Source organism: Asanoa sp. NPDC049573, assembly GCF_040676615.1.
Taxonomy (GTDB): domain Bacteria; phylum Actinomycetota; class Actinomycetes; order Mycobacteriales; family Micromonosporaceae; genus Asanoa.
Map to the genome: position 1 here is coordinate 121,993 of NZ_JBFAPI010000017.1, position 12,788 is coordinate 134,780.

10 protein-coding genes and 1 pseudogene are annotated in these 12,788 nt (G+C 69.7%); 3 read left to right on the plus strand and 8 right to left on the minus strand.

Annotation, left to right across the window (positions count from 1 at the left end; all coding sequences use genetic code 11):
• Window positions 1-12 precede the first annotated feature (12 nt).
• From AB0J74_RS30560 to AB0J74_RS30580, 5 genes are all read right to left on the minus strand, one after another.
• On the minus strand, window positions 13-1,629 hold the full coding sequence (locus AB0J74_RS30560) for a glycoside hydrolase family 13 protein (RefSeq protein WP_363454141.1): 1,617 nt from the start codon (window positions 1,627-1,629) through the stop codon (window positions 13-15).
• 86 nt (window positions 1,630-1,715) lie between these two features.
• Window positions 1,716-2,684 carry a carbohydrate ABC transporter permease gene (locus AB0J74_RS30565; RefSeq protein WP_363454062.1) on the minus strand — a complete coding sequence of 323 codons (969 nt, stop codon included), beginning with the start codon at window positions 2,682-2,684 and terminating at the stop codon, window positions 1,716-1,718.
• Window positions 2,685-2,695: 11 nt separating this feature from the next.
• On the minus strand, window positions 2,696-3,619 hold the full coding sequence (locus tag AB0J74_RS30570) for a sugar ABC transporter permease (RefSeq protein ID WP_363454063.1): 924 nt from the start codon (window positions 3,617-3,619) through the stop codon (window positions 2,696-2,698).
• Window positions 3,620-3,678: 59 nt separating this feature from the next.
• The gene (locus tag AB0J74_RS30575; protein WP_363454065.1) at window positions 3,679-5,046 is read right to left on the minus strand and encodes an extracellular solute-binding protein; all 1,368 of its coding nucleotides are present in this window, start codon (window positions 5,044-5,046) and stop codon (window positions 3,679-3,681) included.
• Between the two features lie 220 nt (window positions 5,047-5,266).
• Window positions 5,267-6,274: a LacI family DNA-binding transcriptional regulator gene (locus AB0J74_RS30580; protein ID WP_363454067.1), complete on the minus strand. Its 1,008-nt coding sequence runs from the start codon at window positions 6,272-6,274 to the stop codon at window positions 5,267-5,269.
• Between the two features lie 153 nt (window positions 6,275-6,427).
• Here AB0J74_RS30580 and AB0J74_RS30585 point away from each other — a divergent pair, with 153 nt between their 5' ends.
• Complete coding sequence (locus tag AB0J74_RS30585) at window positions 6,428-6,985, plus strand: Uma2 family endonuclease (protein WP_363454069.1); 558 nt, start codon at window positions 6,428-6,430, stop codon at window positions 6,983-6,985.
• Here the strand turns inward: AB0J74_RS30585 and AB0J74_RS30590 are convergent.
• Window positions 6,982-8,340 (minus strand): NAD(P)/FAD-dependent oxidoreductase, encoded by a 1,359-nt coding sequence (locus tag AB0J74_RS30590; protein ID WP_363454071.1) that lies wholly within the window; start codon window positions 8,338-8,340, stop codon window positions 6,982-6,984. The two genes, AB0J74_RS30585 and AB0J74_RS30590, sit on opposite strands and share 4 nt — an antisense overlap.
• 39 nt (window positions 8,341-8,379) lie before the next feature.
• Here AB0J74_RS30590 and AB0J74_RS30595 point away from each other — a divergent pair.
• Window positions 8,380-9,475, plus strand: a pseudogene (locus tag AB0J74_RS30595) (serine hydrolase domain-containing protein).
• On the opposite strand, the gene AB0J74_RS30600 reads toward AB0J74_RS30595, so the two are convergent.
• Together AB0J74_RS30600 and AB0J74_RS30605 are read right to left on the minus strand one after the other, a co-directional pair.
• Window positions 9,466-10,662 carry a deoxyribodipyrimidine photo-lyase gene (locus AB0J74_RS30600; protein ID WP_363454073.1) on the minus strand — a complete coding sequence of 399 codons (1,197 nt, stop codon included), beginning with the start codon at window positions 10,660-10,662 and terminating at the stop codon, window positions 9,466-9,468. The pseudogene AB0J74_RS30595 and the gene AB0J74_RS30600 overlap by 10 nt on opposite strands.
• On the minus strand, window positions 10,662-11,603 hold the full coding sequence (locus AB0J74_RS30605) for a phytoene/squalene synthase family protein (RefSeq protein ID WP_363454075.1): 942 nt from the start codon (window positions 11,601-11,603) through the stop codon (window positions 10,662-10,664). The genes AB0J74_RS30600 and AB0J74_RS30605 overlap by 1 nt, the downstream gene beginning before the upstream one ends.
• A gap of 91 nt (window positions 11,604-11,694) precedes the next feature.
• Here AB0J74_RS30605 and AB0J74_RS30610 point away from each other — a divergent pair, with 91 nt between their 5' ends.
• The gene (locus AB0J74_RS30610; protein ID WP_363454143.1) at window positions 11,695-12,771 is read left to right on the plus strand and encodes a polyprenyl synthetase family protein; all 1,077 of its coding nucleotides are present in this window, start codon (window positions 11,695-11,697) and stop codon (window positions 12,769-12,771) included.
• Window positions 12,772-12,788: the final 17 nt, after the last annotated feature.

Below are 12,788 nucleotides of genomic sequence, written 5' to 3' on the forward strand. Positions count from 1 at the left end.
GGAGCCGGTCGGTCAGATCGTGCGGAGCCAGGCGGTGGTGTCCGGCGGCAGCCGGTCGCCGTCGAGCGGACCGCTGGCCAGCGCCACCTCCTCGTGTTCGGGCAGGTCGACGGTGGTGGCCGAGAGGTTGGCGACGCAGACGAACCGCGGGTCGCGGGCGAACGCCAGCACCCCGTGGGCCGACGGCAGCCAGCGCATCTCGCCGTCGCCCAGCGCCGCGGTGTCGCGCCGGATGCGCAACGCCTCGCGGTAGAGCTCGAGCATCGAGTGCGGGTCGCCGGTCTGCGCCTGGACGGTCCGGTCCTTCCAGTCAGCGGGTTGCGGCAACCACGGCGCCGCGGAGCCGGCCGGGCTGAACCCGAACGGCGACTCGACGCCGGACCACGGCAGTGGCACCCGGCAGCCGTCGCGGCCGGGGTCGACGAAGCCCGAGCGCGGATACATCGGGTCGGTGCGCATCGCCGGCGGGATGTCTTCCACCTCCCAGAGGCCGAGTTCCTCGCCTTGGTAGATGTAGGCGCCGCCGGGCAGCGCCAGGCAGAGCAGCGCGGCCGCGCGGGCCCGCTGATAGCCGAGTTGCAGGTCGGTCGGCGTCCCTTCGCGCTTGGTCGCGAAGCTGAACGTCGTGTCCTCCCGGCCGTAGCGGGTGACCGGCCGGGTGACGTCGTGGTTGGAGAGCACCCAGGTGGCCGGCGCACCGACGAGCGCGTGCGTCTCCATCGTGCGGTCGATGCAGGCCCGCAGCAGGTCCGGATCCCAGGCGCAACCGAGGAAGTCGAAGTTGAACGCCGAGTGCAGCTCGTCTGGCCGCAGGTAGTTGGTGAACCGCTCCGCGTCGGGTAGCCAGACCTCGCCGATCAGCGCGCGCTCCCCCGGGTATTCGTCGGCGATCCGCCGCCAGCTCCGGTAGACGTCGTGCACCCCGTCCAGGTCGTGGAAGGGGTGCCGCTGCGCCGCCTCGACCTCCGGCAGCGCCGGGTCCTTCAGTAGCAGCGCCGCCGAGTCGATCCGGATGCCGTCGATGCCGCGGTCGAACCAGAAGCGCAGGATGCTCTCGAACTCGGCCCGGACCTTGGGGTGGTCCCAGTTGAAGTCCGGTTGTTCGGGTGCGAACAGGTGCAGGTACCACTCGCCGGGAGTGCCGTCGGGATTGGTCGTGCGGGTCCACGTCGTGCCTTTGAACTCGCCCCGCCAGTCGGTCGGCATCTCGTCGCCGTTGGGGCCGCGGCCCGGCCGGAACCAGAACAGCTCGCGTTCCGGCGAGCCCGGCCCGGCGGCCAGCGCGGCCTGAAACCAGGGGTGCTGGTCGGAGCAGTGGTTCGGCACGATGTCGACGATCACCCGGATGCCGCGCTCGTGCGCCTCCGCGATCATCGCCTCGGCCTCGCCAAGCGTGCCGAAAAGCGGGTCGATGTCGCGGAAGTCCGAGACGTCGTAGCCCGCGTCCGCCATCGGCGACGGAAACCAGGGGCTCAACCAGACCGCGTCGACCCCGAGCCCGGAGAGGTGGTCCAGGTGTGCCCGGATGCCGGCGATGTCGCCGATGCCGTCGCCACTACCGTCGGCGAAGCTACGGGGGTAGATCTGGTAGATCACCGCCCCGCGCCACCACGGCCCGCGTTCTGCGATGGACACTGGATACCTGCTTTCTTTCTTTTCGGGTGTTTCGGGAGCGCGGTCTGCTCTGACCGCCGTTGTCGCTGGTAGTCCGATGGTCAGCCCTTCATACTCCCCGCCGCCAATCCGCCGATGATGCTGCGCTGGAAAATGAGGAAAACTACGATCATCGGCACGCTGGCGATCGCCAGACCCGCCATCAGTTGGGTCGGCGGCACTTGGCTGGTCGAGGCGAGCCGGCTCAGCGCGACGCTGAGCGTCTGTGTCTCCGGGTCCTGGAGCACCAGCAGCGGCCAGATGAAGTCCTTCCAGATGGCCACGATCGAGAAGATCGACACCACACCCAGCACCGGCCGGGACAGCGGGAGCACGATGCTCCAGAGCACCCGGAACCGGCCCGCGCCGTCGAGCGCCGCGGAGTCGAGCAGGTCGTTGGGAATCTGGTCGAAGAACCGCTTGAGCACGTAGATGTTGAACGCGTTGGCGACCGCCGGCAGCCACAGCGCCCACGGGGTGTTGAGCAGGTTCCAGCCGAAGATCGGCACGTCGGTCACGGTCAGGTAGGCCGGGATCAGCAGCGCCGTGGCCGGCAGCATCAGGCTGGCCAGCATCGCGCCGAGCACCACCTTGCCGAAGATCGGGCGCAACTTCGACAGGGCGTACGCGACGGCGACCTGGAAGACCAGTTGGATCAGCCAGCCGCCGAGCGCGTAGAACGCGGTGTTGGCGAAGAACTTGGCGATCCGCATCCGGTCCCAGGCGAGCTGGTAGGTCTCCGGCACGAAGGAGTGCGGTATCAGGGTCGGGTTCGGCTGGGCGTATTCCTCGGGCGTCTTCACCGCGCTGCTGAACATCCAGTAGAGCGGGAAGATGAAGATGGCCAGGAAGAGCAGGAAGACCAGGGTGAGGGCGACCCAGTAGAGGACCCGGCCCTTGCCCCGGCTGATCTCGACCTCGGAGAACAGGGTCCGGGTGGCACCGGAGCCGGTGGCCGCCCGGCGACGGCGGGGCGGGGGTGCCACCGGCGGAGTCGCCGGCAACGGCCGGATCGGCGTGGTGATCGTCATGCTCGTCCCCCTCAGTCCCGGTCCCGGGTAACCCGCAGGTAGATCGCGGAGAAGATGCCCAGCACCACGAACAGCAGCACGCTCATCGCGGCGGCCATACCGAAGTCCTGGTTGACGGTGAACGCGTACCGGTAGATCAGCACCATCACCGTGACGGTGTCCGGATTCGACGTGCCGGTGAGCTGGTAGGGCTCGATGAACACCTGCATCGTCGCGATGATCTGCAGGAGGAGCAGGACCAGCATGATGAAGCGCAGTTGGGGCAGCGTGACGTGGCGCAGCCGGCGCCAGGCGCTCGCGCCGTCAAGTTCGGCGGCCTCGTAGAGGTCTCCGGGGATGCTCTGCAACGCGGCCAGATACATCAGTGTCGCGCCGCCCAGGTTGGCCCAGGTGGAGACCAGGACCAGCGAGATCATCGCGGTCTTCGACGACTGCGTCCACTGCGACTCCGGCAGGCCGACGCCGCGCAGGATCGTGTTGAACAGGCCGAAGCCCGGGTCGTAGAAGTAGCGGAAGAGCAGCACGCCGACGATCGGCGGGAGCATCACGGGCAGATAGACGGCCACCCGGAAGAAGCCCTTGAGGTGCCGCATCTCGTTGATCAGGATCGACAGCGCCAGGGGTACGAGGAACCCGAAGACCAGCGCGATGCCGGTGAAGATGAGGGTGTTCTTCCACGCCGTGACGAACAGCGGGTCGTCGAAGATGGCGGTGAAGTTGTCGGCGCCGACCCAGTAGGGATCGGTCACGAAGTTGATCTGCTGGAAGCTCAGGATCACACCGCGGACCAGCGGATACCACGAGAAGAACGCGAAACAGGCGATGCCTCCGGCCATGAAGGCGTACGCCATGAGGTTGTCCTGGATCTTCCGGCTCAGGCGGCTGCGGAACGCAGTCGGCCGGCCGGCGGTGGCGACCGCCATCTCCAGCGTCACCCTTCAGACTCGGCGGACCGCCGCCGGGGCCCGGTTTGCCCCGGCGGCGGTCACGATGGCTACTTGACGCTGGCGAGGATGCTGTTGACCTGGGTCTCGGCATCCGAAAGGAGCTTGGCGATGTCGGCGTTCTTGTCCGTCAGCACCTTCTGCATCGGCACGTCCAGCACCGCGTAGATCTGCTGCGCGTTCGGCGGCTCGACCTTCAGCGGGATGTTGGCCGTGGCGTCGGCGAACGGCTTGTAGTTGTCGACCGGCAGGTTCTTCAGCTTGTCGACGGCCGCCTGCTGCTTGGCCTTCGCGTCACCGGTCCACAGCGCCGGCTCGGGCAGGCCGACCGGGGTCTTCTGCTCCGAGGCCCACTGGTATTCGGCCTCGATCCGGTCCGGGTTGTTCCACCAGTAGGTCAGCCACTTGAGGCCGGCGCGGATCTTCTCGGGCGTGGCCTTGGCGTTGAACATGTAGCCCTCGCCGCCGGCCAGGGTGGCGGTGCCGTTCGGGATCGGGCCCAGGCCGTACTTGTTGAAGTCGCCCTTGAACTGGTTGACGATCGTCTCGATGTTGTCCGGGGCGGCGACATACATGCCGAGCTTGCCCGAGCCCATCATCTGCAGCAGGTCGGCCCACTCGAGAAGCTGGCGCTGGCCCATGCTGTTGTCGGTCCAGCGCATGTCCTTGAGCTGCTGGAGGACCTGCGTGCCCTTCTCGTTGTTGAAGGCCGCCTTCCAGGTGCCGCCCTCGTTGACGGCGATGTCGCCACCGAGCGAGTACATCTCCGCGGTGAAGTGCCAACCGCCGGTGTTGTTCTTGCTGTAGTCGCCGTAGCCGACGTAGTCCTTGCCCAGGGCGCTGATCGCCTTGGCCGCGGCGCGCACCTCTTCCCAGGTCTTCGGCGGGCTGTTCGGGTCGAGCTTGGCCTGGGTGAACAGGTCCCGGTTGTAGAGCAGGCCCAGCGAGTAGTTCTTCGCGGGCAGGCCGTACACCTTGCCGCCGTCGTCCGAGAAGATCTTCATCAGATCCGGGCGGATCTGCTTGGTCGGCGCGAACTCGTCGAGGTATTTGCTGATGTCAGCGACCTGGCGCTTCGCGATCAGGCTGGCCGGGTCGGTGAAGTAGACGTAGAAGACGTCTTCGAGCTGGCCACCCGCGAGCTTCGACTGGAAGGTCTGCGGGTCCATCTTGCCCTCTTTGGCATCGATGTCGATGTTCGGGTTGAGCTTCTCGAACTCGGCCACGTTGTCAAGGAAGTGCTTGCGGTTGACCGCCTCGGTGTCCGGCGGCAGGCCGTTGATGACGAGCGTGACCTTGGCATTGGGGTCAGAAGCCGGTGCGTTGCCGCCGTCGTCGGAGCCGCACGCGGCCGCCGACAGCGCGACCCCGGCGACCAGCAGCAGCCCGACGGCGCTACGCAACCTGGATCTGTTCATGAGGTGAACGCCCTTCCTGGGTGGAGCGGGGATTCTCGGGTGTGATGTGGCTCTCTCACGTGCCATGTTTCGTGGCGATGACGATACAAAGCCGAACTACCTCTCGCAAGAAGCCGACTGGTCTCAGAAAAAACAAGACTTTGCTTGGGAGCGCTCCCAATGCCGACACGAATATGGGCGGGCCAGTTGGCCCGCCCATATTTACGGTCGTCTGTGCAGGTCAGCGCGGACGAGCCGGCCCGGTCGAGCCGCGCACCACCAACTCCGGCTCGAAGAGAAGTTCGTCGGTGTTGACGCCGACGCCTTCGATCTGGTTGACCAGGATGTCGACGGCCGCCTGGCCCATCATCTCGATCGGCTGGCGGATCGTGGTCAGCGGCGGGTCGGTGCAGGTCATCAGCCCCGAGTCATCGAAGCCGATCACCGAGATGTCGTCGGGCACCTGCTTGCCCAGCCGGCGCACGGCCCGGATGGTGCCCAGCGCGATCACGTCGCTCGCGCAGATCAGCCCGGTGGCGCCCTTGTCGATCAGCTTCGCGGCGGCGACCCGGGCACTCTCCATCGAGAAGCTGGTGCGACCCACCCACTCGGTCGCGTCGTCGGCGCTCCAGCCGGCGGCCTCGGCCATGGCGGCCAACTTCCGCCGCGACGGCACGTGGTCTTCCGGCCCGAGCACCAGGCCGATCCGCTCGTGGCCGAGCGAGCGCAGGTGCCCGTAGGCCTGCTCGACGGCCACCGCGTCGTCGGTCGAGACGTGCGGGAACGGCAACTCGTCGACGCCCGCGTTGACCAGCACCACCGGCAGACCGCGGTCGGTGAGCTGGCGGTAGTGGTCGTGCTTGGCGTCGGCCAGCGCGTAGGCACCGCCGGCGAAGATCACGCCGGAGACCTGGTGGTCGAGCAACATGTCGACGTAGTCGGGCTCGGAGATGCCGCCGATGGTGCGGGCACAGAGGGCCGGGGTCAGCCCGCGCTGCGCGAGGGAGCCGGTCACCACCTCGGCGAGGGCGGGGAAGATCGGGTTCTGCAGCTCGGGCAGCACGAGGCCGACCAGCCTGGCGCGCTCGCCGCGCAGCTTGGTCGGGCGCTCGTAGCCGAGCACGTCGAGGGCGGTGAGCACCGCCGTGCGCGTCGACTCGGAGACACCGTCGCGCCCGTTGAGCACCCGGCTCACGGTCGCTTCGCTGACGCCGGCCTTGCGCGCGACCTCGGTCAGTCGTCTGGTCACGGCGCAAACTGTACGTCATCTTTTTGCAAGAACACGACAGCCATTTGCCCGACCCCGTCATCTCCGCCGGTAATCCACAGACACCAGTTGTCCACAGGTTGTAATCGATCAAACGCGGATGCAACGCTGATCCCCTAGAAAGGAGGCGTGACAGTGACAACCCCCCATTACCGTGCCAGGTCCACCACCGGCTACACGGTCGACGACCTGTTCGACTTCCCGGACGACGGCTACCGGTACGAGATCTTCGACGGGAGTCTCGTGGTGACGCCTCCCCCGCCATTTCCGCACGCGAGGGCGACGGCCAACCTGCGCGATCGCCTCTATGACCAGGCGCCACGGCACCTCCGGATCATCGAAGGTGCGGGCCTCTATCCCAACGACCGCAACTACTTCATCCCCGACCTGATGGTCATCCCAGACGAAGTGCTGGACAGCGGCGCTCTCGGCGCTCAGCCGCAACAGACCTTGCTTGTCGTCGAGGTCCTGTCACCCTCCAACCCAAGCAACGACCTCGTCTTCAAGCGCGAGCTCTACGCGCGTCACCAGATCCCCGAATACTGGATCGTCGACCGCCGGAACCGCTCGCTCACGATCCTGCAACTGGCCGATGACGGCAAATACACCGACCGCGCGGTCCTCCACCCGGGCGAAGTATGGCGTTCCGACTACCCGTTCCCGCTCGCCATCGATCCGGCCGAGCTGTTCTAGGCGAGGTTGTGCAAGGCACCTTCGACGGCGCGGTGGAAGGTGGGGTAGGCGTAGATCATGCTGCGCAGCTGGGCCAGCGGCACCTGGGCGTGCACGGCCAGGGTGAGCATGCTGAGCACCTCGCCGCCCATCGGGCCGACCGACGTGGCGCCGACCAGCACGTCGCCGTCGGCGATCAGCTTGATCAGGCCCGCGTTGCCCTCCTTGTGAATCCAGCCGCGTGCGGAGGTGGTGAGATCGGTCAGTCCAACTCGGACGTTCAAGCCCCGGTCGCGGGCCTGTGCCTCGGTCAGGCCGACCGAGCCGACCTCCGGGTCGGTGAAGGTGACCCGCGGCACCGCGCGATAGTCGGCCGGCGGGCCCTCCTGGCCGAGGATGTCGCGCACGGCGATGCCGGCCTCATACATCGCGATGTGGGTGAACGCGCCGTGCCCGGTGACGTCGCCGACCGCCCAGACGCCGTCGGCGATCCGCATCCGCTCGTCGGTCGCGAGCACGTGGGCCGACGTGTCGACCCCGATGCTCTCCAGGCCGAGGTCCGCGACCCGGGCCCGCCGGCCGGTCGCGACCAGCAACCGGTCACCGGTCACCGGAGCGGCGCCCTCGCCGAGCTCGACCGCGAAGCCGTCCTGCTCGGTATGGAGCACGCGGGTCGCGTGCATGCCGGTGTGGATCTCCACGCCGTCGGCCTCGAGCGCCGTGCGCACCAACGCTCCGGCCTCCGGCTCGTCGAACGGCAGCAGGCGGTCGGCCGCCTCGACCACCGTGACCCGCACGCCGAACCGGGCGAACACCTGGGCCAGCTCGACGCCGATCGCGCCACCGCCGAGCACCACCAGGGAGACCGGCAGCTCTTCGGCTTCGACGGCCTCGCGGTTGGTCCAGTAGGGCGTGCCGGTCAGGCCCTCGATCGGCGGCGCGACCGGCGCGGCGCCGGTGCCGATGACGATGCCGCGGGCGGCCTCGAACGTCTGGCCGGCCACCTCGACCGTGCGGGGGCCGGTGAGCGTGCCGTAGCCGCGGACGAACCGGCCGCCCTTGCCGACGAACCGGTCGACGGCGACCGTGTCGTCCCAGTCGTCGGTGGCCTCCTCGCGGATCCGCCTGGCGACCGGCGACCAGTCCGGGTGCACCGACGCCGAGCCGGCCAGCCGGGCGATCCGGCGCGCCTCGGCCAGCGCGTTGCCGGCCCGGATCATCATCTTGGTCGGCACACAGCCGAAGTAGGGGCACTCGCCGCCCACCAGGTTGCTCTCGATGCCGACGACCGCGAGCCCGGCCTCGGCGAGCTTGCCGGCGACCTCCTCGCCTCCGACGCCCAAACCCACCACGACGACGTCCACGCGCTCAGTCACGTAGCCCATTAAACGTCAGCCGGGCCTAGAGTGACCGCCATGTCGCCCGTGACCGGCCACACCAGCCCGGCGTACGCGCCCGTGCGTGACGTCTTCGAGAGCTTCTTCGCCGACGGGCGCGACAGCGGAGCCGGTCTCGCCGTCGTCCACCGCGGCCGGCTGGTGGTCGACCTGGTCGGCGGCTGGTGCGACGCCGACCGCCGGCGCCCGTGGACGCCCCGGACCGTGGTCGCCGTTTATTCGGTGAGCAAGCCGTTCGCCGCCGCCTGCCTGATGATCCTGGTCGACCGCGGCCTGGTCGGCCTCGACGACCCCGTGCACGAGCACTGGCCCGAGTTCCCCGACGACGGCACCACGGTCCGGCACGTGCTCGCACATACCGCCGCCCGCCCCGCCTTCCCCACCGCGCGACCGGCACCCGCCTGGGCCCGACTGGGACACGCTGGTCGCCGACCTGGCCGGCGCCGCTCCGATGTGGATGCCGGGCACGGTGGCGGCGGAACACGCCCTCACCTACGGCCACCTGGTCGGCGAACTGGTCCGCCGGGTGGACGGCCGGCCGATCGGGCAGTTCCTGGCCGACGAGGTGGCCCGGCCGTGGCAGCTCGAGCTCGACTTCGGCGCCGGCGGCCGCACCGACGTGGCCGACCTGGGTTTCGGCTCACCGGACTGGCCCCACACTTCGGTCGGCGCGCCGGGCAGCCTGCGCCACCGCGCCCTGGCCAACCCGGCCGGCTGCCGCGACCTCGCGGTGCTCAACGGTCCACTGTGGCGGGAGACCACGGTGCCGGCGGTCAACCTGCACGCGACCGCGACCGCGGTCGTCCGGTTCTACGCGGGCATGTTGGCCGGCGGCACGCTCGACGGCCGGCGCATCCTGAGCGAGGCGGCCGTGGCCGAGATGTGCCGGGTGCAGCACGACGGGCCCGACCAGTTGCTCGACCGCACCGTGCGCTGGTCGCTCGGCTTCCAGATCGAAGACGACGGCAGCTTCGGCATGGGCGGGATCGGCGGCAGCTGCGGCTACGCGCTGCCCAGCGCCGGCCTCGCGATCGGCTTCGTCACCCGACACCTGGCCGAGTTCGACCGGCTCGAGGAGCTGGAAACCGCCATCATGGGCGTCGTTCAGGAATAGCGGGCGACGTACTCGCCGGCGGGGTCGTAGCGCTCCCGCTGGCGCTCGGGGTTGAACCGGCGATAGGGCCGGGTGTCGTTGCCGGTGCCCGCCGTCCACTGCCAGTTGCCCGAGTTGTTGGGCAGATCGCCGTCGAGCAGCCAGTGTGCGAACTCGGCGAGCCCGCGCCGCCAGTCGACGCCCAGATCCTTGGTCAGATAGGACGCGGTCACCAGTCGGGCCCGGTTGTGCATCCAGCCCTCCCGCCGGAGCTGGTGCATGCCGGCGTCCACAATGGGCACACCCGTGCGGCCCTCGGCCCAGCGGTGGAACGCCGCGTCGTCGTCCCGCCAGCTCTCGGTGCTGCCGCGTCGGTAGGCCTCGCGGGCGATCTGCGGGAACGCGAAGGCGACCTGGTAGTAGAAGTCGCGCCAGCAGAGCTGGCGGACGAACGGCTCGGCACCCGGGCGGCCCAGCGCGGCGTGTGCCAGCTCCAACGGAGAAAGGCAACCGAAGCGGAGGTACGGGCTGAGCCGTGAAGTGCCGTCGCCGGCGAGGTCGTTGTGCAGGTCGTCGTAGCGTTCGACGTTGGCGAGCCAGCCCCGCATCCGTTTCCGGGCCGCGGTCTCGCCGCCCGGCACCGCGCCGGGCGACTCGCCTGCGGGCTCGTCCGGCAACGGCCCGACCGCGACGCCGGACGGGAACGCCGCCTTCTTCGGCGGGCCCACCCGGTCGCGCCACTTCGCCGCCGTCCAGGCCCGGTGGTAGGGCGAGAACACCCGGTAGTGGTCGCCGCCGCCGGGCTTCAGCGCACCGGGGTCCACAATGGTCAGGCCAGGAAAGAACTTGACGGAGAGCCGATGCCGCTGACCCTCTTCGGTGAGCCGCCGCTCGCGGCGCCGGGCATAGCGGCTCACGTCGGCCGCGACGGCCACCCCTTCGGCGCCGACCTCGCCGGCCACCCGGATCGTCTCGGCGACCGGGTCGCCTTCCCGGAGCACCAGGTCGCTGCCCCGGTCGCGGAGCACCGCGCGCAGGTCGGCGACGCTCTGGTGTAGGAACCGGTCGCGGTTGGGCGACCGGCCGGCCAGCACCGGGTCGAAGACGAACAGGGGCACGACCTGCTCCGCGTTGGCACACGCCGCGGTCAGCGCCGGGTTGTCGTGCACCCGCAGGTCGCGGGTGAAGAGCACGACCGCGGTGCGCATCAGGCGGCCTCCACGGCCGCCGCCGGCACCGCCCGCGCGTTGGTCGGCGGCACGACGATGGGCGTGCCGGGACTGGCGAGGAGTGCGCGGGCGGCGACGGCGGCCCGGCGGTGGTTGGGCACGGTGGCCCGGCGGACGAACACGTCGTAGTCGGCGGCCACCACCTCGTCGAGGATCCCGCCGTAGAGCGTGTAGGCGGCGCGGATGCAGGCCCGCGAACCGGGCGCGAGCAGGGCCACGCCGGGAGCCGCGGCGGCGTAGTGCAGGCGGGCGCGCTCCACCTCGTACGCGATGAGGCTCTTGATGCTGGGTGTCGCGGCCCGCCGGGTGACCGCTCCGGCCAGGTCGGCCCGGGTCACGCCGAACCGGTCGAGGTCTTCGTCGGGCAGGTAGGTGCGCCCCCGGTAGAGGTCTTCGCCGACGTCACGGATGAAGTTGGTGAGCTGGAACGCGAGCCCCAGTTGCCGGGCCGGCTCGCGGGCGGCCGCGAAGTCGGAACTGCCGAGGATCGGCAACATCATGCTGCCGATCACCGCCGCCGAGCCCTCCATGTAGCCGAGCAGGTCGGTGTAGGTGGGGTAGGTGGTGACCGTGAGGTCCATGGCCATGCTGCGCAGGAAGCTCGCGAAGTCGTCGCGGTCGAGGTCGAACACGGCGATCGTGTGCAGCACGGCGGGCAGCAACGGGTCGTCGACCTCGGCGCCGTGGAGCCCGGCCACGAAGCTCTCCGACCAGCGGGCGAGCTCGGCGGCGCGGTCGGCCGGGGCGAGGTCGTCGGTGCGGTCGACGATCTCGTCGGCATGGCGGGTGAAGCCGTAGAGAGCGTGAACGTGTCGCCGTTTCCACGCGGGCAGCAGCCGAGTCGCGAGATAGTACGTTCGACCGTGCTGTCGGTGCAGCTCACGGCAGCTTTCGTAGGACGCAGTCAGGTTCTGCTCCATCACGCCTCCTACAGTAAATCGACTCATCAATCGACGCAACTCGTAATCATAGGGTACGCTCGGCCGCGTGGCCAACGACACGCTCGACGCGCTGCCTCTGGCCCCGCCGCCCCAACGCTCCACATACCTGGGCGACGGGCGGCTACGGGCCGCTATCGACACCACCCTCGCCGCGTTCCTCCGGGACGAATGCACCACCCTCGAGTCCACCGACCACGCCCTGCGCCCGTTCGGGGCCCTGGCCCGCGACAGCGTGCTGGCCGGCGGCAAGCGGCTGCGGCCGACGTTCGCACACTGGGGCTGGCGTGGCGTCGCCGGTCCCGGGCCCGCCGTCGACCCGGTGCTGCCCGCCTTCGCCGCCCTCGAGTTGCTGCACGCGTTCGCGCTGATCCACGACGACGTGATGGACGGCTCGCTGACCCGGCGCGGCCGGCCGACGGCACACCAGGTGCTCGCGGCACAGCACACCCACGCGGGGCGGGTCGGCCCGGCGGACCGGTTCGGCTCGGCCGGCGCCGTGCTGGTCGGTGACCTCTGCCTGGTCTGGGCCGATCGGTTGCTGGCCAAGGCCGACGTGCCCGCAGCCGCGCTGCTGGCTGCCCGCCGCTGCTATGACGAGATGCGGGTCGAAGCGATCGCCGGGCAATACCTCGACGTGCTCGGCGACGCCGAGCCCGATCGCTGGTCGGTCGATCGGGCGCTGCGGGTGGCCCGGCTGAAGACGGCGAGCTACACGGTGACCCGGCCGTTGCTGTTCGGAGCGGCGCTCACCGGCGGCGGTGCGGCGGTCGCCGAGTCCTACCAGCGCTACGGCGACGCGGTCGGCGAGGCGTTCCAACTCCGCGACGACCTGCTCGGCGTGTTCGGCGACCCGGCCGAGACCGGCAAGCCGGCCGGCGACGACCTGCGCACCGGCAAACCGACCGTGTTGCTGCTGCTCGCCCGGCGCCTGGCCAACCCGGCACAGCAGGCGGAGCTGGCCCGTCCACGCGAAATCGACCGCGTTGCGGAGATCGTCGCCGATACTGGCGCGGTGGCCATGGTCGACGCCATGATCGACAATCGGATCAGTGCCGCTCTGACCGCGCTGGACGGGGCACCGGTCGACGGCTCGACCCGGGCCGCGCTGGGTGCGCTGGCGGTGGCGGCCACGCAACGGCGATCGTGACGGCTAACTTCAGGAGG